Source organism: Agreia sp. Leaf335 (genome assembly GCF_001423605.1).
Classification (GTDB): Bacteria; Actinomycetota; Actinomycetes; order Actinomycetales; family Microbacteriaceae; genus Agreia.
Genome location: NZ_LMOQ01000002.1, coordinates 439,733 through 460,881, shown reverse-complemented (window position 1 = coordinate 460,881; position 21,149 = coordinate 439,733). Strand labels below are relative to the sequence as shown.

Genomic DNA, 21,149 nt, shown 5'->3' with positions numbered 1-21,149 from the left:
GTCTGCGGGCGCGCGAAGGCTTCAGGAACCAATCCGGGTTCGCTCGCCCCCACCCGACCACTGGTCCCGTGCCGGGACGATCGATCTCACGTCAGGATCCTCCATGACCTCTGTCGCACACCCGCTCGCCCCCGGATGGCTGTCGGTTCCCGTCGACGCGAATGACCTCGCTCCGGCCGTGTGGCCGTCGAGCGCTTCTCGCGACCAGCGTGGCGTCGTCTCGATCGGCGGAGTACCGGCCACCGATCTCGCTGCCCAGTTCGGAACCCCGCTGTACGTCGTCGACGAGGAGCACGTCCGCTCGCGTGCCCGGGAGACTCTCGCCGCCTTCTCGTCGCAGTTCGAGCGCATCGGCACCCGGGCCAAGGTCTACTACGCCGGCAAGGCGTTTCTCAGCACGGCGGTGGCCGGCTGGGTCAGTGACGAGGGTCTCGGGGTCGACGTCTGTTCTGGCGGAGAGCTCGCCGTCGCATTGGCGGGCGGAGTGGACGCGGCCCGCATCGGCATGCACGGCAACAACAAGTCGGTCGAAGAGATCGAGCGCGCCGTTGCCGCCGGGGTCGGCACGATCGTGATCGACAGCGAGATCGAGATCGACCGCGTGGCGGATGCGGCGTCCCGCTCGGGCAAGATCCAGGCCGTCAGGCTGCGGGTCAACAGCGGTGTCCACGCCCACACGCACGACTTCCTCGCGACCGCCCACGAAGACCAGAAGTTCGGCTTCCCGCTCGAGCGAGCCGAAGCCGCCGTGCGAACGATCCGCTCGCACACCAGCCTGATGTTCCTCGGGCTGCACTGCCACATCGGCTCGCAGATCTTCGGTGCAGACGGATTCGCCGAGTCGGCAGCGCGTCTGCTCTCATTGCACGCCACGCTCCTGGAGGACGGCCCTGTGCCCGAACTCAACCTCGGGGGAGGATTCGGCATCGCGTACACGACGGCCGACGACCCGACCCCCATCGCCGAGCTCGCCGCCAGCATCGCCGACATCGTGGCCACGGAGTGCGCTCGTCTCGACATCGCTCTGCCCATCGTCGCGTTCGAACCGGGTCGCTCGATCGTGGGCGGTGCAGGAGTGACGCTCTACACCGTCGGAACGATCAAAGACGTCGACGTGACCCTCCCGGGGGACGAATCCGGAGCGACGGCGGTGCGGCGCTACGTGAGCGTCGACGGCGGCATGAGCGACAACGCCCGCCCGGCCCTCTACGGAGCCGACTATTCCGTCCGCATCGCGAGCCGCGCATCCGCTGCCGACACCGCACTCGTGCGCATTGCCGGCAAGCACTGCGAGTCGGGCGACATCATCGTCTACGCCGATTACCTTCCCGGCGATGTCGCTCCCGGCGATCTGCTGGCCGTTCCCGCTACGGGCGCGTACTGCTGGGCGCTGGCGAGCAACTACAACATCGTCGGTCGCCCGCCCGTCGTTGCCGTTGCCAACGGCGAGGCACGCCTGCTCATCCGGGGCGAGACCGAGCAGGACCTTCTTGCACGCGACACGGGTGTCGCATCCGATGAACCAGGAGCATCATGATCGCCTACCGCAACCTCCGAGTCGCACTATTGGGCGCGGGATCCGTCGGTGCCCAGGTGGCGACGCTGCTCACCGAGCATCACGAGGAACTCGCGTCACGAGTCGGCGCCGGTCTCGACCTCATCGGCATCGCCGTCCGCGATGTCGATGCTCCGCGCACGGCGCCGATCGACCCCGCGCTGTTCACGACGGACGCGATGGGCCTGATCGAATCGGCCGATATCGTCATCGAGCTGATGGGCGGCATCGAGCCCGCGCGGAGCTACATTCTTCACGCACTCAATTCGGGCGCCGACGTCGTCACGGGCAACAAGGCGCTGTTGGCGGCTCACGGACCCGAACTGCAGGCCGCTGCCGAACAGGTGGGTGCCCAGGTGTACTACGAGGCCGCGGTCGCGGGCGCCATTCCCATCATCCGTCCGCTCCGCGACTCGCTCGCCGGAGACCGGGTGAAGCGCATCCTGGGCATCGTCAACGGCACCACGAACTTCATCCTCGACAAGATGGATGTCGAGGGGGACACGTTCGAGAACGCCCTGGCCGTCGCCACCGAGCTCGGATACGCCGAGGCCGACCCCACCGCCGATATCGAAGGGTACGACGCTGCGCAGAAGGCGGCGATTCTCGCGCGCCTCGCGTTCCACACCGATGTCCCCGTCGAAGCGGTGCACCGCGAGGGCATCACGCAGATCACGGCCGCGCAGGTCAGTAAGGCCCAGAAGGCCGGTTACGTGGTGAAACTGCTGGCGATCTGCGAGCGGATCACCGACCCCACCTCGGGCGTCGACGGGGTATCGGCCCGTGTCTATCCCGCGCTGATCTCGCGTCAGCACCCGCTCGCCGCCGTCCACGGGGGAAAGAACGCCGTCTTCGTCGAGGCCGAGGCGGCCGGCGACCTCATGTTCTACGGCGCCGGAGCCGGTGGGATCGAGACCGCGTCGGCGGTTCTCGGCGATGTCGTGTCCGCCGCCCGTCGCCACGTCGCCGGCGGACCCGGTGTGGCGGAGACCACGCACGCCAACCTGACCATTCTTCCGATCGACAGCGTGAGCACCCGCTACCAGATCACACTCGAGGTGTCGGATGCGCCGGGCGTGCTCGCCCGCATCGCCTCGCTCTTCAGCGAGCACGGCGTCTCCGTCGAGACGGTGCAGCAGTCCATCGCGTCGGTGGAGTCAGGAGCGGTGAAGTCGGACGCGCTGAGCGCCGGAACGTCGGAGTCCTCCGGCACCGCTACCCTTGTCATTGTCACGCACGTGGCCAGCGAGCGCGCTCTATCGCGCACGGTGGCCGACATCGCAGACCAGCAGGTCGTCGTGCGGGTCGAATCCGTCTTGAGAGTTGAAGGAGCATAATCCCGTGAGCACCACACGAGCATCCCGCCAGTGGCGCGGAGTGCTGCACGAGTACGCGGACCGTCTCAACATCTCGGAGGCGACACCCATCGTGACCCTGGGAGAGGGTGGCACGCCCCTCATCCCCGCACCGGCGCTGTCTGCTCGCACGGGCGCGCAGGTCTATGTGAAGTTCGAGGGCATGAACCCGACCGGCTCCTTCAAAGACCGCGGCATGACCATGGCCATCTCGAAGGCCGTCGAGCACGGTGCCAAGGCCGTCATCTGCGCCTCGACCGGCAACACCTCGGCATCCGCGGCCGCCTATGCCACGCACGCCGGCATCACGGCCGCAGTTCTCGTTCCCGAGGGCAAGATCGCGCTCGGCAAGCTGAGCCAGGCGATCGCGCACAACGCGGAGCTGCTGCAGGTGCGGGGCAACTTCGACGACTGCCTCGACATCGCGCGCGATCTCGCCGAGAACTACCCCGTGCACCTCGTGAACTCCGTGAACCCCGACCGCATCGAAGGCCAGAAGACGGCCGCGTTCGAGGTCGTCGAAGTTCTGGGCGACGCGCCCGACTTCCACATCGTTCCCGTGGGGAATGCCGGCAACTACACGGCCTATTCGCGTGGATACTCCGAAGAACTCGTTCGCGGCGAGACCACGAAGCTGCCCCGCATGTTCGGGTTCCAGGCCTCGGGCAGCGCTCCGATCGTGCGCGGCGAGATCGTTCGCAACCCCGAGACCATCGCCTCCGCCATCCGCATCGGAAACCCGGCATCCTGGGAGCTCGCCCTGGCGGCCCGCGAAGCAAGCGACGGATACTTCGGCGCCATCGACGACGACAAGATCCTCGAGGCCTACCGTATTCTCTCGGCCGAGGTCGGAATCTTCGTGGAGCCCGCGTCCGCGATCAGTGTCGCCGGCCTCCTGGAGCGCGCCGATGCCGGAGTGATCGGCAAGGGCGCGGTCGTCGTGCTCACCGTCACGGGTCACGGGCTGAAAGACCCGCAGTGGGCTCTCAAGACCGCAGACGGTTCCGACGTGACTCCCACGTCGGTCGCCGTGGACACCGACGAGATCGCCGGTGTGCTCGGTCTGTCGAAAGCCTCGTCGTGAGCCTTGTCGGACGATCGGTCACGGTCAAGGTTCCGGCCACGACCGCGAACCTCGGCCCCGGATTCGACACCCTCGGCCTGGCGCTGGCCCTCTACGACGAACTGACGGTCACCGTCAGAGAACAGCCCGGAGCGACCGTTCAGGTCTCCGGTGTCGGTGAGGGCGAGGTTCCCACCGACGAATCCAACCTGGTTGTGCGTGCGATAGCCCACGCGTTCGCCGCATACGACCAGCCCATGCCGGGCCTCGACCTCGTGGCCCGCAACGTCATTCCGCACGGCCGTGGCCTCGGCTCCTCGGGTGCCGCCATCGTGTCGGGCATCATGGCGGCCAAGGGGCTGCTCGACGGAATCGTCGACATCGACGCGCTCGGTCTGCTCGCGTTGGCAACCGAGATGGAGGGGCATCCCGACAACGTCGCTCCGTGCCTCTTCGGTGGCCTCACGATCGCGTGGGTCACAGAAGAGGGGCCGCAGTTCAAAAAACTGATCGTGCACCGCGGCGTCTCTCCTCTTGTGCTCGTTCCTCAGGCGACGATGTCCACCGCGCTCGCTCGTAGCCTGCAGCCGGAGTCGGTGCCGCATGCCGATGCCATCTTCAACGTGTCGCGCTCGACCCTCCTCATCGCAGCGCTCATTCAGAGCCCGGAGCTCCTGCTCGCCGCGACGGAGGATCGTCTGCACCAGAACTACCGTGCCGAGGCCATGCCCGACACGTCGCGACTGATAGGCCTCCTGCGTGAGCAGGGCTTCCCGGCCGTCGTCTCCGGCGCGGGTCCGAGCATCCTTGTACTGTGCAGCGATCCGGCCCAGCGTCTCGCGGCCGTAGAGCTCGTCGAGTCTGAGTCGGCCACGCCGTGGAAGTCCCTTGTTCTGGCCGTCGACTTCAAAGGTGCTACAGTGGTCACGCATCCGGTTGAAGCGGCTTGATCCAAGCTCGTACCCGGTAGCACTCTCACACTCATCGCTGCCCCGCGACTTACGCGTACTGGCTCAGCACCTCTCGCCCATACGCCTCGTACACGGACAGCTCTCTGCGTAGTACCGCCCCGGCTCAAAGCTCGGAGCGGACAGCAGTGGAAGGAAACCCCACACACGTGACTGACGTCAATCTCCGCGCCCCGGGCGCGGATACCCCCACAGCTCTCGCCGGCCTCAAGGTCGCGGAGCTTCAGGCCCTCGCCCAGTCCCTCGGCATCAACGGTGCCGCCAGACTCCGCAAGGGAGAACTGGTGCAGGCGATCGCCGACCGCCAGGCATCCGACTCCGCCGCACCGGCGACGACCGCAGAAGACCTCGCCGTCTCCACCCCTGTCGAATCGTCGGCGGAGCAGCCGATGCTCGACGAGGTCTCGAACGACGCCGACGAGGCGCGCGAGGCCCCGGTCGACAACGGCACCGACGCCGCTCTGCTCGACGCCTTCGTCGCAGCGCCGCTGAACGACACCATTCCCACTGACGAGGTCGCCGAGGCCGAGCGCCCGCAGATCGACACCTCTGCACCGCGTAAGCGTGCTCCCCGACGTGCCAAGTCCGTCGACGGCGCCGGCGCGGTCGAGTCCGAGTCTCGTGTCTCGGCCGTCTCCCACGTGAACGCGAAGAGCGAAGAGCTCTCCGCGCTGCTCCCACCCGTCACCCGCGGCCGCGCAGCTGACAAAGACGCCCGTGCCTCCGAATCGCGCACGGCCGACGACGCTCAGCCGAACGAGGCCGACGAGTCCCGCTCGGAGCAGCCTCGCGAGCAGGGCGGTCGTCAGGGCCGCAACCGCAACCGCAATCGCGATCGCGGTGGCAACCAAGACAAGCAGAACGCCGCCGAACAGCCCGCCGAGGCTCCGCAGAACACGGACCGCGCCTCGTCCGACCGGGCCGCACGCGGTCAGGGCGACCGAGGTCAGGGCGAGAACGCCCAGAGCGGCCGCGGCGAGAACGGCCGCAATTCTCGAGCACAAGACGACAACACCCAGAACGGTCGCGGTCAGAACGGCCGAAACCAGGGTGAGCGCACCCAGAACGATCGCGCCCAGAACGAGCGCCCGCAGAACGATCGCGGTGACTCGAACGGGCCCGCGCTCGACGACGAGGGTCGCGGCGATCGCAGTGCGCGCAACCGCTACCGCGACCGCAAGCGTCGCGGACAGACGGGCAACGACGAGCTCGAGCCCGAGATCAGCGAAGACGACGTCCTGATTCCGGTGGCCGGAATCCTCGACATCCTCGACAACTACGCCTTCGTTCGCACCAGCGGCTATCTGCCCGGCAACAACGATGTCTACGTCTCTCTCGGTCAGGTCAAGAAGTACAACCTGCGCAAGGGCGACGCGGTCGTGGGGTCGATCCGCCAGCCGCGCGAGGGCGACGGCAACGGGCGCCAGAAGTACAACGCGATCGTCAAGATCGAGTCCATCAACGGACTGCCCGTCGACGAGGCCGCGAACCGGGTCGAGTTCAACAAGCTCACCCCGCTCTACCCGCAGGAGCGTCTGCGCCTCGAGACCGAGCCTGGCAAGCTGACGCAGCGCATCATCGACCTCGTGGCCCCGATCGGAAAGGGCCAGCGAGGCCTGATCGTGGCGCCCCCGAAGGCCGGCAAGACGATCGTTCTGCAGCAGATCGCGAACGCCATCTCGACGAACAACCCCGAGGTCCACCTCATGGTCGTTCTCGTCGACGAGCGCCCCGAAGAGGTCACCGACATGCAGCGCACGGTCAAGGGTGAGGTCATCGCCTCCACCTTCGATCGCCCTGCCGAAGACCACACCACGGTTGCCGAGCTCGCCATCGAGCGCGCCAAGCGCCTGGTCGAACTGGGTCACGACGTCGTCGTGCTGCTCGATTCGATCACTCGACTGGGCCGCGCGTACAACCTGGCCTCGCCCGCATCCGGCCGCATCCTGTCCGGCGGCGTCGACGCGTCGGCGCTCTACCCGCCCAAGCGCTTCTTCGGTGCGGCACGCAATATCGAGAACGGCGGATCGCTGACCATCCTCGCAACCGCTCTCGTCGAGACCGGGTCGAAGATGGACGAGGTGATCTTCGAGGAGTTCAAGGGCACCGGCAACAGTGAGCTGCGTCTGTCGCGGCAGCTCGCCGACAAGCGCATCTTCCCGGCCGTCGATGTCAACGCATCCTCGACGCGTCGCGAAGAGCTGTTGATGGGCGTCGACGAGACCAAGATCACCTGGAAGCTGCGTCGCGCCCTCGCCGGTGTCGACCAGCAACAGGCGCTCGAGATCGTGCTGGGCCGGCTCAAGGAGACGACGTCGAACGTCGAATTCCTCATGCAGGTGCAGAAGACGATGCCGGCTCCGACAGGTCACAACGGACGCGACCTGGAGAAGTAGGACATGTTCGAGTCAGTCGAAACACTGCTGACCGAGCATGACGAGTTGCAGGAGCAGCTCGCCGATCCCGCGTTGCACTCGGATCCCGCTCGGTCGAAGAAGGTCAACCGCCGCTACGCGGAGCTCAGCCGCATCATCGCCGCGTATCGCCAGTGGCAGCAGCTCGAGAGCGATCTCGCGGCCGCTCAGGAGATGGCGGAAGAGGACGCTTCTTTCGCAGAAGAGGTGCCCGGGATCACGGCTGACCTCGCGGTGGCCGAGGAGAGACTTCGTCGACTTCTGATTCCGCGCGACCCCAACGACGGTCGTGACGTCATCATGGAGATCAAGATGGGCGAGGGCGGCGCCGAATCGGCGCTGTTCGCGGCCGACCTCCTGCGCATGTACCTGCACTATGCAGAGAGCAAGAAGTGGAAGACCGAGATCATCGAGCAGACCTCGAGCGACCTCGGCGGCATCAAAGACGTGCAACTCGCCATCAAGGGCTCTTCGTCGGATCCCGCGCAGGGAGTGTGGGCGCATCTCAAGTACGAGGGAGGCGTTCACCGCGTGCAGCGGGTTCCCGCGACCGAGTCGCAGGGACGCATCCACACGTCGGCAGCCGGGGTGCTCGTCTTCCCCGAGGTCGACGAACCCGAAGAGGTCGAGATCAGCCCGAACGACCTGAAGATCGATGTCTATCGTTCCTCCGGCCCAGGCGGGCAGTCGGTCAACACCACCGACTCTGCCGTGCGCATCACCCACCTTCCCACTGGAATCGTGGTGGCGATGCAGAACGAGAAGAGCCAGCTGCAGAACCGCGAGGCCGGTATGCGGGTTCTGAGAGCGCGCGTTCTCGCCCGCCAGCAGGAGGAGATCGACGCCGCGGCGTCCGTCGTTCGCAAGAGCCAGATCCGCACGATGGATCGGTCCGAACGAATCCGAACGTACAACTTTCCCGAGAACCGCATCGCGGATCACCGCACGGGATATAAGGCGTACAACCTTGACGGTGTCATGAACGGAGCCCTCGAGCCCGTCATCGAGTCGTGTATCGCCGCCGACGAAGAAGCTCGTCTGCAGGAGCTCGGGGGAGCGGCCGACTGATGAGCGCGGTCGTCCTCGAACCGACAGGAACGCTCAGGCCTCCCACGGTCAGAAGCCTGTTGGAGCACGGTGTCGCCGTGCTCTCCCGCAGTGGTATCGCGGATGCGCAGGTCGATGCCGAACTCCTCGTGGGTTTCGTTCTCGGAGCGAGCCGTGGCCAGGTACAGGCCATGACGATCACCGACAAGACGCTCGCCGTCGAAGATGCGGTCGCCATCAGCGAGGCGATCGAGCGTCGCGCGGCCAGAGAACCGTTGCAGCACATCACTGGCGTGGCGTGGTTCCGCAATCTCGAGCTCGAGGTCGGCCCCGGAGTGTTCGTCCCGCGTCCAGAGACCGAGTTCGTGGCCGGCCTGGCCATCGATTCCCTCCGTTCGATCGTCATAGACCCTCGTCGTGAGGACGGTCCCATAGCGGTCGACCTCGGAACGGGAAGCGGTGCGATCGCGCTGTCGCTCGCAACGGAGGTCCCTCACGCGCAAGTCGTGGCCGTAGAGAACAGCTCGGCCGCGTTCGTATGGACCAAACAGAACTTCCGTCGCGTCGACGCGCCGAACGCTCGACTGGTCTTCATCGATCTCGTCGACGCGGTGCCGGAGCTCGACGGCCGGGTCTCGGTCGTCGTGTCCAATCCGCCGTACATCCCGGCACAGGCGATTCCCCGAGATCCCGAAGTGCGTCTCTTCGACCCTGAGCACGCGCTCTACGGCGGAGAAGACGGTCTCGATGTGGTCAGGAACGTCTCGCGCACGGGTCTCCGCCTGCTGCACTCGGGCGGCGTGCTGGTGATCGAACACGGCGAACTGCAGGGCGCCGAGATCAGGCGACTGCTGGATGCCGACGGCTGGCACGCCACCGCCACCCACCGCGACCTCACGGGGCGAGACCGGGCGACGACCGCCCTGCGCTGATAGCGCAGCTATGCTTGGTCGGCGGCATTCCACCGGACGCCGTCCCTCGATTATCAGGAGTGATCATGGAACCGATCAGCGCAACTCTCGGAAGCATCGTGCTGTTCGTCATCTTCGTGGCGACCGTCATCTCCATCGTGCGGAATCCGAATCACGGATTCATCGGCAAACTGGTCTGGTTCATCGTCGTCCTGCTCACGTCTGTGATCGGATCGATTCTCTGGCTGCTGTTCGGTCGCGGCAAGGTCAGTCGGTAAAGACCCGGCGAGACCGAACACGATGTCGAGAGCCGACGCCGCAATCGAGACGACGGCCCGCCGTGCTCCTCTCATCGGAGCGTTGACGGGGATCCGCGCCCTGGCGGCGTTCTGGGTCTTCCTCAGGCACTTCCGCACGGAGATCGTCGACGCCCTCGGACCAGGACCCTTCACCCAGTTCGTCATCCACCTGTCTTCGGCCGGATACCTCGGCGTGGACCTGTTCTTCATCCTCAGCGGATTCATTCTCACCTACACGCACCTGTCGACCATGATGCGTCGATACAGCTGGCGCACCGCCGTCGGTTTCATCTGGCTGCGGCTGGCACGTGTGTGGCCGCTGACGGCATTCGTACTCATGCTGTTCGGGGCATATTTCATCTTCCAAGCTCTAACGTCCGGAGATCCATCGTTCCTCGCCCAGGCGGATCCCGGCCGGCTCCTGATGCACCTGACACTGCTGAACGGCTGGTTCCCGTCGACGCTCGACTGGAACGGGGTCGATTGGTCCGTGAGTGCAGAGTGGATGGCCTATCTCACGTTCGCAGTGGGGGTCGTCGTACTGGCTCGGTTCGCCGCCGTCGCGTCCCGACGCGTGATGATCACCGTGATCGTGCTTCTCATGCTGCCCGTCCTCGTCGTCGGGATCAGCATGCAGGACGACACCATCTTCTTATTCGCGAACGACAGCTACGTGACGGCGGCAGGCGTCCTGCCGATCCGAGTCCTCGGCGAGTTCTGGATCGGGGCCGTTCTCTCGCTGCTCCTGCGCCGCTACCTCGGAGAGGTGTCCGACGCGCCGAGATCCAACCGCTTTCGGAGCCTTCCGCTCGCCACGGTGTCGGCCGTGGCCGCTGTCGCCGTTCTCCTCGTTGTGGCCTACAACGACCCGCTTCACAACATGCGCGCGGGTCAGCAGGAGTTCCACCAGGGCATCGACATGATCGCCCCGTCTGAGTCGATCATCGTGCTCCCGTTCCTCGTCCTCCTGATCGCTTCTCTGGCGATCTGCCCTCGGGACCCTCTCTCCAGACTGCTCTCGACGAGGCCGTTCCTCCTCGCCGGCCGGGCGTCGTTCGCCTTCTATCTGGTGCACCCTCTCGTCATCGGTGCGGGACTTCTGGCTGCGGCGAAGTTGCACGCCGATTCGGGGCCAGCGCTTGTGGCAGTCGGAGTGGCGACGGCCGCCGCGGCGTGGCTCTGCGCCTGGGTCCTCTGGAGGTTCATCGAGGAGCCGTCTCGCAAACTGCTGCGCCGGATGCTCCCTCCGAGCGTCATTGTCTGAATGCTCAGGGCCCACGCACTATCATTGGGGTCGATATGGCTGCCCTCTATGACTGCTCGGTTCCGTCCGAGCTCCTGACGGGAATGCGACTGGCCCGCGCCGCTATCGGCCGCGGTGCCCTCGTCGTCATTCCGACGGACACGGTGTACGGCATCGCCGCGGACGCCTTCAATCCGACGGCCGTGCAGGCTCTCCTCGACGCCAAGGGCCGCACGCGTAGCTCGCCGCCGCCGGTTCTCGTACCCGGTGTCGCCACGCTCGACGCCCTGGCCGAGACGGTGAGCCAGCCCGTGCGCGACCTCGTCGATGCGTTCTGGCCCGGCGGGCTCACGATCATCGTTCCTGCGCGGTCCTCGCTCGCCTGGGATCTCGGCGAGACCCGAGGAACCGTGGCTCTGCGACAGCCTTCCGATCCGATCGCCCTCGAGTTGCTCACCGAAGTGGGCCCGTTGGCCGTGTCGTCGGCCAACCTCACCGGCGAGCCGGCGGCGACCACCGCGTCCCTCGCTCTCGAGAGCCTCGGCGACAGCGTCGACGTCTATCTCGACGGCGGCGCTACCGAAACCGTCACGTCGACCATCGTCGATGCGAGCACGTTCGGCGTCGACGGTGCGATCCGGATCGTGCGTCACGGGGCGGTGTCCGAAGAACAGCTACGGTCGATTCTGGGAGACGTGCTCGTGGTTCCAGACGAGCAACCGAACGGCTGATCGGTGCGGATCTATCTGCTCGTCGCCGCCATCTCGGCCGTCGTCACGTTCGGGCTGGCGCTCGTCGTGTACAAGCTGAGTCACCGGTTCAGGCTCTATCCGAAGATCCGCGAACGAGACGTGCACACCCGGCCGACACCACGGTTGGGCGGTGTCGCCATGTTCATCGGCATGGTCGTCGCGTTCGCCGTGGCCTCACAGGTCGACGGTTTCCGTTTGGTATTCGTCAATCCGGGGCCGGTCTTCGCCATTCTGGGCGCGGCCCTGATCATCGTGGTGATCGGGGTCATCGACGACCTCATCGACCTCGACTGGACCATCAAGCTCGCAGGGCAGATCATTGCGGCGTGGCTGCTCGTATGGCAGGGCGTCGCCATCGTGTCACTACCGATCGCGGGCACGCTCGCCGTCGGCTCCGGCGTCATGTCGCTGATCATCAGTCTGTTCGCGGTCGTGCTCGTGATGAACGCCATCAACTTCATCGACGGGCTCGACGGGCTCGTGGCGGGTGTCTGCCTCATCGCGAACGGTGTCTTCTTCCTCTACACGTTCCTGCTCATCCAAGAAGGGTCGGCGACCGACTACTTCAACCTCGCGGCGCTCATCTCCGCCATTCTCATCGGCGCGTGCGCAGGCTTCCTTCCGCTGAACTGGCACCCGGCGAAGCTGTTCATGGGCGACGCCGGCGCGATGCTCGTCGGTCTGCTGATGGCGACGAGTGCCATCGCGGTCACGGGAGTGATCGACCCGGCCACCCTCGGACGACGCGAGCTGCTTCCCGCGTTCATCCCGATCCTGCTTCCGTTCGCCATCCTCGTGCTTCCCCTCCTCGATTTCGGGCTCGCGGTCTTCCGTCGTCTCCGAGCGGGCAAGAGCCCGTTCAGTGCGGATCGAAAGCACCTCCACCACAGACTGCTCGACATGGGTCACTCGCACTTTCACGCGGTTCTCATCTTCTATGCGTGGACGGCCGTCGTGTCCATCGGCTGTCTGCTGTTCTTCCTCGTGCCGACCGGCTACGCGGTCGTTTTCCTCCTGGTCGGCCTCGTGGTCTGCACCGTTCTGACCCTGGCGCCCCTGAGCCGGCGCAAGGTCGTCGAGGCGACCGCTCAGTCGACCGAGGCAGAGAGTCCCGAGGCGTCGATGGCCGCGTCGCTCGATCCGCTCGACGCCGCATCCGAATCAGTCTCACCTCCTGCCGAAACGAAAGGCGCCTAGCGTGTCGACCCCCAGCCCCCGTGTCACCTCAGCCGCCACCGGATCATCCGCGCGGCCCGTCTTCGTGCGCATCCTCAAATGGGGCGGGCTGCTGGCCCTCGCCATCGCCGTGATCGGGGGAGTGGCGGGTTACCTCGTCGACGCGGAGCGGGGCCTGGTGAGCGCCCTGGTGGGTACGGCGATGGCCATCCTCTTCACCGGTCTCACCGCCGCGTCTATCCTGGTCGCCAACCGGTTCTCGGGAACGGACTTCTTCACCGCCATCTTCTTCGCCGTGGTGATGGGCGCCTGGATCGTGAAGTTCGCGATCTTCCTGGTCCTCGTCTTCTTGCTGCGCGATCAGCCCTGGATCAACCCGGTCGTGATGTTCCTCTGCATCATCGCGGGCGTACTCGGCTCACTCATCGTGGACGTCGTCGTGGTCGCTACATCCCGCATGAGCTATGCAAGCGACGTGAAGTTGCCGGGCGAGTAGGAATATGTCCGATCCGGCACATTCGGGTCGTCAATAGCCCTTCTCGATTGGTCAGGGGCCCCTAACTCTTGATAGGGTTCATAAAGATCGTTCCGCTGCGTCACTCGGGTTTTCGCCCAGAAGCAGCACCCCCCATCATTCGTCGTCGCGAGAGCCTCGCTCCACGCCCCGAACCAGGAGATAGCGCTGTTAGCTAACGCTCTGAACTTGCTTGTGCCGTTGGCTGCCGATGATGGTCAATTCCACGGTCCGTCCATCGAGGAATTCTTCCCAGAAGTCATCTTCTTCCCCGGTACCCCCTTCGAGATCAACCGGGTCATTCTGATCCGCTTCATCGCGGTCGCCGCCATCCTCATCCTCTTCTGGCTGGGAACGCGAAAGATGAAGCTGGTACCCACCCGGGGCCAGAGCATCGCCGAGATGGCTCTCGACTTCGTCCGAGTGAACATCGCCGAAGACCTCCTGGGCAAGAAAGACGGCAGGCGATTCCTGCCGATCCTGACCACGATCTTCTTCATGGTCCTCGCCATGAACCTCACGGGCATCGTGCCGTTCCTCAACCTCGCGGGAACGTCCGTCATCGGTGTACCTCTGGTACTCGCCGTGGTCGCCTACGTGACGTTCATCTATGCGGGCATCAAGAAGCACCCGGGAGCGTTCTTCAAGAACGCGCTGTTCCCGCCCGGAGTGCCCAAGGGCCTCTACATCATCGTGACGCCGATCGAGCTTCTCTCGACCTTCATCCTGCGTCCCGTCACTCTGACTCTTCGACTTCTCATGAACATGGTCGTCGGCCACCTGCTGTTGGTGCTGTTCTTCGGCGCCACCTGGTTCTTCTTCTTCACGGCGAGCGGGTGGTTCACCCTGTTCGGCGTCGGCACGCTGGCATTCGGCTTCGTGTTCACGCTGTTCGAGATCCTCGTCGCCGTGCTCCAGGCCTACGTCTTCACCCTGCTCACCGCTGTCTACACCCAGCTCGCGCTGGCTGAGGAACACTAAACGAATTAGGCGCCCGCCTCGTTCGACATCACGGAAGGAAACACACGTGGACGCAACAACCGTTCTCGCCGAGATCAACGGAAACATCGCGACGGTCGGTTATGGTCTCGCAGCCATCGGCCCGGCCATCGGCGTCGGTATCGTCGTTGGAAAGACCATCGAGGGTGTCGCCCGCCAGCCTGAGCTCGCAGGTCGCCTGCAGGTTCTGATGTACATCGGTATCGCTTTCACCGAGGCCCTGGCCTTCATCGGTATCGCGACCTACTTCATCTTCGTCTGATCCCGCTTCGCTCAAGAGATAGGAGGCTGGAATGCTTCACGCAGTTCTAGCTGCCGCAGAGGAAACGGCCGAGACGACGAATCCGCTCATCCCAGAGATCTACGACATCGTCTGGTCACTGCTCTGCTTCGTCGTCATCCTGTTCTTCTTCTGGAGAATGGTGCTTCCTCGCGTCAAGACGATGCTCGACGAGCGTTCGGCTGCGATCGAGGGAAACATCGCCAAGGCAGACGCCGCCCAGGCCCAGGCCGAAGCAGCGCTCGAGCAGTACACGGCTCAGCTCGCCGAGGGTCGCGCCGAGGCCGGCAAGATCCGGGAGCAGGCTCGCGCCGACGCTCTCAAGATCGCTGCCGAGCTCAAGGAGCAGGCTCAGCTCGACGCTGCCCGCATTCAGGCACAGGCGACGAGCCAGATCGAAGCCGAGCGTCAGGCCGCTGTCGTGTCGCTGCGCGCCGAAGTGGGAAGCCTTGCTCTCGACCTCGCGTCGGGCGTCATCGGTGAGTCCGTCAAGGACGACGCCAAGGCTGCCGGTATCGTCGATCGCTTCCTCGCTGACCTCGAGGCGTCCGAGGCATCCGCCTCGTCCGCAGGAAACAAGTAAGCACATGGGATCAGCGACCAGAGAAGCGATCGCCGGAGTTCGAGCCAGACTGGCCGGGCAGGGTGGTGCAGCCACGCTCGCCACAGGGGAGCAGCTGCTCCTCGCCGGACGTGTCATCGGTGAGTCGTCTTCGCTCCTGTCCCTCTTGGCCGATCCGTCTGCGGATCAGGCCTCGAAGGCTGGAGTGGTTTCCGAGCTCTTCGGCTCGAAGCTCGACGCCGAGGCCGTTCGCATCCTCAGCGACGTCGCGGCGAGCCGCTGGTCCAGCCACGACGACCTCCTCGAGGCCGTCGAGGAGCTTGGCTTCCGAGTCCTCGCTGATTCGGCAACGAACGCCGAATCGATCGAGGCCGAGCTGGCTCGCTTCGGTGAAGCCGTTTCGACGAGCGACGAACTCGAGCTCGCGCTCGGTTCGAAGCTCGGTGCGGTCGACGCGAAGTTGACTCTTGTCGACGCGCTGCTTCAGGGCAAGGCGTCGGCCCAGACGCTCGCGATCGTGCAGCAGCTCGTTGCCCAGCCTCGCGGTCGGCGCATCGGAGAATTGCTCCGCGTCGCTGCGAACATCGTGGCCGATCAGGCGGGCAAGTCGATCGCCACCGTCACGAGCGCGACTCCCATCGCTCCCGCACAGCTGGAGCGTCTCGAAAAGGGGCTTTCGTCACTGTACGGACGCTCTCTCTCCGTGAACCAGCAGATCGATCCCGCCCTCATCGGCGGTCTTCGCATCCAGGTGGGAGATGATGTCATTGATGGCAGCGTCTCCGCCCGCATCAATGATTTGAGACTTCAGCTCGCTGGCTAGCCCCTCGCGGCTCGCTTGCTACACGCCGGAGCGAATCCTTCGGCAGAAAAAGGAAAAACGATGGCAGAACTATCGATCAGCCCCGACGAGATCCGTGGTGCTCTTCAGGACTTCGTGAAGTCCTATGAGCCCGGCAAGGCGACCAAGACCGAGGTCGGATACGTCACCGACGCCGGCGACGGCATCGCCCACGTCGAGGGTCTCCCCGGCGTCATGGCAAACGAACTGATTCGCTTCGCCGACGGAACCCTGGGCCTCGCCCAGAACCTCGACGAAGACGAGGTCGGTGTCATCATCCTGGGTGAGTTCTCGGGCATCGTCGAGGGCATGGAGGTGCAGCGCACGGGCGAGGTCCTCTCGGTTCCCGTCGGCGACGCCTACCTCGGCCGCGTCGTAGACCCGCTGGGCAACCCGATCGATGGTCTCGGCGACATCGCTTCGGAGGGCCGCCGCGCACTCGAGTTGCAGGCACCCGGTGTGATGCAGCGAAAGAGCGTTCACGAGCCCATGCAGACGGGTATCAAGGCGATCGACGCCATGATCCCCGTGGGCCGTGGCCAGCGTCAGCTGATCATCGGTGACCGCCAGACGGGTAAGACCGCCATCGCGATCGACACGATCATCAACCAGAAGGCCAACTGGGAGTCGGGCGACGTCAACAAGCAGGTTCGCTGCATCTACGTCGCCATCGGCCAGAAGGGCTCGACCATCGCCTCGGTGAAGGGCGCGCTGGAAGACGCCGGAGCGCTCGAGTACACGACCATCGTCGCGTCTCCCGCTTCCGACCCCGCAGGCTTCAAGTACCTCGCCCCGTACACGGGCTCGGCCATCGGTCAGCACTGGATGTACGGCGGCAAGCACGTTCTGATCATCTTCGATGACCTGTCGAAGCAGGCAGAGGCCTACCGCGCCGTCTCCCTCCTCCTGCGCCGTCCGCCGGGACGCGAGGCGTACCCGGGTGACGTGTTCTACCTGCACTCGCGTCTGCTGGAGCGTTGTGCCAAGCTCTCCGACGAGCTCGGCGCTGGCTCGATGACGGGGCTCCCGATCATCGAGACCAAGGCCAATGACGTCTCGGCCTACATCCCGACCAACGTGATCTCGATCACCGACGGCCAGATCTTCCTCCAGTCCGACCTGTTCAACGCTAACCAGCGCCCCGCGGTCGACGTGGGTATCTCGGTGTCGCGAGTCGGTGGTGACGCTCAGGTGAAGTCGATCAAGAAGGTCTCCGGAACGCTGAAGTTGGAGCTTGCGCAGTACCGCTCGCTCGAGGCGTTCGCGATGTTCGCGTCGGACCTCGACCCGGCGTCGCGTCGCCAGCTTGCTCGTGGAGCGCGCCTCACCGAGCTGCTCAAGCAGCCGCAGTACTCGCCGTACCCGGTCGAAGACCAGGTCGTCGCGATCTGGGCTGGAACGAACGGCAAGCTCGACGAGGTTCCCGTCGAGGACATCCTCCGTTTCGAGCGCGAGCTTCTCGACTACCTCGCCCGCAACACGCAGGTGTTGACCACCCTTCGCGAATCCAACGTGCTGTCCGATGAGACCGCTTCGTTGCTCGACTCCGAGGTCGACAAGTTCAAACTCGAGTTCCAGACGGGCGAAGGCAAGCCCCTCGCGTCGGTGGGCCGCGAGGAGTTCACTGCGACCAAGGTTGAAGACGTCAACCAGGAAAAGATCGTGAAGGGTCGCCGCTAACTTATGGGAGCGCAACTCCGCGTCTACCGGCAGAAGATCAAGTCTGCCCAGACGACCAAGAAGATCACCAGGGCCATGGAGCTCATCTCCGCCTCGCGCATTCAAAAAGCGCAGGCGCGGGTTGCCGCCTCCACCCCGTATTCTCGGGCGATCACTCGTGCCGTCTCCGCGGTGGCGTCGTACTCGAATGTCGAGCACATCCTCACCACGGAACCGGAGAAGGTCGAGCGTGCTGCGATCGTCATCTTCTCGAGCGACCGTGGCCTGGCAGGTGCCTTCAACAGCAACGTGCTCAAGGAGTCGGAGCAGCTCGCGGAGCTCCTCCGCAGCCAGGGTAAGGATGTCGTGTACTTCCTGGTGGGCCGCAAGGCGAACGCGTACTTCGCGTTCCGTCGTCGGGCCTCAGAGAAGACGTGGCAGGGCGGTACCGACAACCCCGAGTTCGAGACGGCGAAGGAGATCGGCGATGCCATTCTCGAGTCGTTCCTGAGGCCTGCTGCCGAGGGCGGGGTCGACGAGATCCACATCGTCTACAACCGCTTCGTGTCGATGCTGGTGCAGGTGCCGGAGGTCGTTCGTCTTCTTCCCCTCGAGGTCGTCGAAGGTGTCGAAGAGCCCGATTCCAAGGCGGTTCTGCCGCTTTACGAATTCGAGCCCGACGCGTCGTCCGTTCTTGATTCACTGCTTCCCGTCTACATCGAGTCGCGTCTCTTCAATGCCATGCTCCAGTCCGCGGCTGCGAAGCACGCGGCGACGCAGAAGGCCATGAAGGCGGCCAGCGACAACGCGGATGGACTCATCCGCGACTACACGCGATTGGCGAACAACGCTCGCCAGTCCGAGATCACACAACAGATTTCCGAGATCGTCGGCGGCGCCGACGCGCTGAGCTCGGCAAAGTAGCTCGAAAGAAGAGAGAAGCAATGACACTGACCGCACCTGAAGCTGCGACGACGACTGCGCCCGGCGCAGTCGGCCGTATCGCCCGCGTCACCGGCCCTGTCGTGGACATCGAGTTCCCCCACGACTCGATCCCGGGCATCTACAACGCACTCAAGACCACGATCGCCATTCCCGGCGCCCCCGAGACCGTGCTGACCCTCGAGGTCGCCCAGCACCTCGGAGACGACCTGGTTCGCGCCATCGCCCTCAAGCCGACCGACGGACTCGTCCGCGGCCAGGAGGTCACCGACACCGGAGAGCCGATCACGGTTCCCGTCGGCGACATCACTAAGGGCAAGGTCTTCAACGTCATCGGCGAGGTGCTCAACGCTGAGCCGGGCGAGAAGATCGAGATCACCGAGCGCTGGCCCATCCACCGCAAGCCCCCGGCCTTCGACCAGCTGGAATCGAAGACGGAGCTCTTCGAGACCGGCATCAAGGTCATCGACCTCCTGACCCCCTATGTGCAGGGTGGAAAGATCGGACTCTTCGGAGGCGCCGGAGTCGGCAAGACGGTCCTCATCCAGGAAATGATCCAGCGCGTCGCGCAGGACCACGGTGGAGTGTCCGTGTTCGCCGGTGTCGGCGAGCGCACCCGTGAGGGAAACGACCTCATCGCCGAGATGGAAGAGGCCGGAGTCTTTGACAAGACCGCCCTCGTGTTCGGCCAGATGGACGAGCCGCCGGGAACGCGTCTTCGCGTAGCCCTGTCGGCCCTGACCATGGCGGAGTACTTCCGCGATGTGCAGAAGCAGGACGTTCTGCTCTTCATCGACAACATCTTCCGCTTCACGCAGGCGGGTTCCGAGGTCTCCACCCTTCTCGGACGCATGCCGTCCGCCGTGGGTTACCAGCCCAACCTGGCCGACGAGATGGGAATCCTGCAGGAGCGCATCACGTCGACGCGTGGTCACTCGATCACGTCGCTGCAGGCGATCTACGTTCCGGCTGACGACTACACCGACCCCGCGCCGGCCACCACGTTCGCCCACCTCGACGCCACCACGGAGCTCTCGCGTGAAATCGCGTCGAAGGGCCTGTACCCGGCCGTCGACCCGCTGACGTCGACGAGCCGCATCCTCGACCCGCGGTACCTGGGTGAGGATCACTACAACACGGCCGTGCGCATCAAGGCGATCCTCCAGAAGAACAAGGAACTCCAGGAGATCATCGCGATCCTCGGTGTCGACGAGCTCTCTGAAGAAGACAAGATCACCGTTTCGCGCGCCCGTCGCATTCAGCAGTTCCTGTCGCAGAACACCTACATGGCCAAGAAGTTCACGGGCGTGGAAGGTTCGACGGTTCCTCTGAAGGACACGATCGAGTCGTTCTCGGCTATCGCCAACGGTGACTTCGATCACGTGGCGGAGCAGGCCTTCTTCAACGTCGGTGGTATCAACGACGTCGAAGAGAAGTGGGCTCAGATCCAGAAAGAGAACGGCTAGTCATGGCTTCGGCTCTTTCCGTGAGCGTCGTCTCGGCCGATCAGGAAGTCTGGTCGGGCGAGGCCACCATGGTCATCGCTAAGACTGTCGAAGGCGAGATCGGTATCCTCGCTGGCCACGAGCCGCTCCTCGCGATTCTGGCTGAGGGAGAGGTCCGCGTCACGCAGGCCTCCGGTTCACGCATCACGGCTCAGGCCGACGACGGATTCCTGTCGGTAGAGAACAACACCATCACGATCGTCGCGCGCAACGCGGCGCTCGTCTAACGCAAGCGGGTCGACCACCTCGTGATCATCCTCCTTCCGCCGTCCGAGACGAAGCGGGAGGGGGGTGATGCCACGAAGTTGGATATGACCCGCTTGCGTTTTTCGTCGTTGACGGCGACTCGTCGGCGGGTGATTCGCGAGCTTCGTGCTCTGTCTCAAGACGAGGAAGCGAGTCTGAAGGCGCTCAAGATCAGTGCCCGGCTTCGCTCAGAGGTCGTGCGCAATCGCTCCGTGACCACGTCGCCGACGATGCCGGCTCTCGACAGGTACACGGGCGTGATCTTCGACGCTCTCGATTCGCGGAGTCTGCCCGTCGAGGCCCGCTCATTCGCCGCGACGCACGTCGTGATTCAGTCGGCGCTCCTCGGGCCGATCGGTGGCATGGACCCCATTCCTGCATACCGGTTGTCGCACGATTCCAAATTGCCGGGTATTCATCTCGCCAAGACGTGGGCTCCCGTTGTGCCGACGGAAATCGGCGCAGACGGCGAACTCGTTCTCGACTTCAGGTCTGAAGGGTACGTCGCTCTGTCGCCCCTAGCGCCGGGGGTGAACTCCTGGTTCCTCCGGGTGGTCACCGAGTCCGATGACGGAACGGTACGAGCATTGAATCACTTCAACAAGAAGGCCAAGGGGCTTCTGACACGAGCGTTGCTCTTGAATGCGCGCGATCTCGAGTCGATCGAGGAGGTGATCGCCGTGGCGGACGAAGCGGGTTACCGTATGGAACTCGGCGACCAGAAAGAAGTGAGGCTGTACGCGCCGAAGGGGTGATCGCTCCAGCCGCGACGCTGCCTCTAACGCCACCCACGGTTGTTCCCAGGCTGCCGCTAGTCT

Annotated in this window: 21 protein-coding genes; all 21 read left to right on the top strand. The window is 64.8% G+C overall.

All coding sequences use genetic code 11. The features are described 5' to 3' along the window. Positions 1 to 103: 103 nt before the first annotated feature. The 21 genes from lysA to ASF79_RS08135 all read left to right on the top strand — a co-directional run bounded on the left by lysA (position 104) and on the right by ASF79_RS08135 (position 21,086). Positions 104 to 1,537, top strand: coding sequence for a diaminopimelate decarboxylase (gene lysA, locus ASF79_RS08235; RefSeq protein ID WP_055853663.1), 1,434 nt, complete (start codon positions 104 to 106; stop codon positions 1,535 to 1,537). After that, positions 1,534 to 2,892: a homoserine dehydrogenase gene (locus ASF79_RS08230; RefSeq protein WP_055853660.1), complete on the top strand. Its 1,359-nt coding sequence runs from the start codon at positions 1,534 to 1,536 to the stop codon at positions 2,890 to 2,892. The genes lysA and ASF79_RS08230 overlap by 4 nt, the downstream gene beginning before the upstream one ends. Before the next feature lie 4 nt (positions 2,893 to 2,896). Further along, positions 2,897 to 3,994 (top strand): threonine synthase, encoded by a 1,098-nt coding sequence (gene thrC / locus ASF79_RS08225; protein WP_055780736.1) that lies wholly within the window; start codon positions 2,897 to 2,899, stop codon positions 3,992 to 3,994. After that, positions 3,991 to 4,923, top strand: a complete 933-nt coding sequence (thrB, locus tag ASF79_RS08220; protein ID WP_055780739.1) for a homoserine kinase — start codon at positions 3,991 to 3,993, stop codon at positions 4,921 to 4,923. The genes thrC and thrB overlap by 4 nt, the downstream gene beginning before the upstream one ends. Before the next feature lie 167 nt (positions 4,924 to 5,090). Next, positions 5,091 to 7,337, top strand: coding sequence for a transcription termination factor Rho (gene rho, locus ASF79_RS08215; RefSeq protein ID WP_055780742.1), 2,247 nt, complete (start codon positions 5,091 to 5,093; stop codon positions 7,335 to 7,337). A 3-nt stretch (positions 7,338 to 7,340) separates the two neighbouring features. Further along, the gene (prfA, locus tag ASF79_RS08210; RefSeq protein WP_055780745.1) at positions 7,341 to 8,423 is read left to right on the top strand and encodes a peptide chain release factor 1; all 1,083 of its coding nucleotides are present in this window, start codon (positions 7,341 to 7,343) and stop codon (positions 8,421 to 8,423) included. Next, positions 8,423 to 9,334 (top strand): peptide chain release factor N(5)-glutamine methyltransferase, encoded by a 912-nt coding sequence (prmC, locus tag ASF79_RS08205; RefSeq protein WP_055780747.1) that lies wholly within the window; start codon positions 8,423 to 8,425, stop codon positions 9,332 to 9,334. The genes prfA and prmC overlap by 1 nt, the downstream gene beginning before the upstream one ends. A 65-nt stretch (positions 9,335 to 9,399) precedes the next feature. Further along, entirely contained in the window at positions 9,400 to 9,591 is a 192-nt protein-coding gene (locus ASF79_RS08200) for a PLDc N-terminal domain-containing protein (protein ID WP_055781968.1), read from the top strand. Between the two features lie 22 nt (positions 9,592 to 9,613). Beyond that, on the top strand, positions 9,614 to 10,876 hold the full coding sequence (locus ASF79_RS08195; protein ID WP_055853657.1) for an acyltransferase family protein: 1,263 nt from the start codon (positions 9,614 to 9,616) through the stop codon (positions 10,874 to 10,876). 35 nt (positions 10,877 to 10,911) lie between these two features. After that, positions 10,912 to 11,586 carry an L-threonylcarbamoyladenylate synthase gene (locus ASF79_RS08190; RefSeq protein ID WP_055780753.1) on the top strand — a complete coding sequence of 225 codons (675 nt, stop codon included), beginning with the start codon at positions 10,912 to 10,914 and terminating at the stop codon, positions 11,584 to 11,586. A 3-nt stretch (positions 11,587 to 11,589) separates the two neighbouring features. Then, on the top strand, positions 11,590 to 12,804 hold the full coding sequence (locus tag ASF79_RS08185) for an MraY family glycosyltransferase (protein WP_055780756.1): 1,215 nt from the start codon (positions 11,590 to 11,592) through the stop codon (positions 12,802 to 12,804). Between the two features lies 1 nt (position 12,805). Continuing rightward, positions 12,806 to 13,279: a hypothetical protein gene (locus ASF79_RS08180; RefSeq protein ID WP_055780758.1), complete on the top strand. Its 474-nt coding sequence runs from the start codon at positions 12,806 to 12,808 to the stop codon at positions 13,277 to 13,279. A 201-nt stretch (positions 13,280 to 13,480) separates the two neighbouring features. Next, the gene (atpB, locus tag ASF79_RS08175) at positions 13,481 to 14,278 is read left to right on the top strand and encodes a F0F1 ATP synthase subunit A (protein WP_055780761.1); all 798 of its coding nucleotides are present in this window, start codon (positions 13,481 to 13,483) and stop codon (positions 14,276 to 14,278) included. 46 nt (positions 14,279 to 14,324) lie between these two features. Then, entirely contained in the window at positions 14,325 to 14,558 is a 234-nt protein-coding gene (atpE, locus tag ASF79_RS08170; RefSeq protein ID WP_035837596.1) for an ATP synthase F0 subunit C, read from the top strand. Positions 14,559 to 14,589: 31 nt separating this feature from the next. Continuing rightward, positions 14,590 to 15,159, top strand: coding sequence for a F0F1 ATP synthase subunit B (locus ASF79_RS08165; RefSeq protein WP_055780763.1), 570 nt, complete (start codon positions 14,590 to 14,592; stop codon positions 15,157 to 15,159). Between the two features lie 4 nt (positions 15,160 to 15,163). Continuing rightward, the gene (locus ASF79_RS08160; protein WP_055853655.1) at positions 15,164 to 15,961 is read left to right on the top strand and encodes a F0F1 ATP synthase subunit delta; all 798 of its coding nucleotides are present in this window, start codon (positions 15,164 to 15,166) and stop codon (positions 15,959 to 15,961) included. A gap of 60 nt (positions 15,962 to 16,021) precedes the next feature. Beyond that, positions 16,022 to 17,659 (top strand): F0F1 ATP synthase subunit alpha, encoded by a 1,638-nt coding sequence (gene atpA / locus ASF79_RS08155; RefSeq protein WP_055780769.1) that lies wholly within the window; start codon positions 16,022 to 16,024, stop codon positions 17,657 to 17,659. A 3-nt stretch (positions 17,660 to 17,662) separates the two neighbouring features. Further along, the gene (locus tag ASF79_RS08150; protein WP_055853653.1) at positions 17,663 to 18,562 is read left to right on the top strand and encodes a F0F1 ATP synthase subunit gamma; all 900 of its coding nucleotides are present in this window, start codon (positions 17,663 to 17,665) and stop codon (positions 18,560 to 18,562) included. Between the two features lie 20 nt (positions 18,563 to 18,582). Next, the gene (gene atpD, locus ASF79_RS08145) at positions 18,583 to 20,046 is read left to right on the top strand and encodes a F0F1 ATP synthase subunit beta (protein WP_055780775.1); all 1,464 of its coding nucleotides are present in this window, start codon (positions 18,583 to 18,585) and stop codon (positions 20,044 to 20,046) included. 2 nt (positions 20,047 to 20,048) lie between these two features. Further along, positions 20,049 to 20,312, top strand: a complete 264-nt coding sequence (locus tag ASF79_RS08140) for a F0F1 ATP synthase subunit epsilon (RefSeq protein WP_055853652.1) — start codon at positions 20,049 to 20,051, stop codon at positions 20,310 to 20,312. 21 nt (positions 20,313 to 20,333) lie between these two features. Continuing rightward, the gene (locus ASF79_RS08135) at positions 20,334 to 21,086 is read left to right on the top strand and encodes a YaaA family protein (protein WP_055853650.1); all 753 of its coding nucleotides are present in this window, start codon (positions 20,334 to 20,336) and stop codon (positions 21,084 to 21,086) included. Positions 21,087 to 21,149 lie beyond the last annotated feature (63 nt).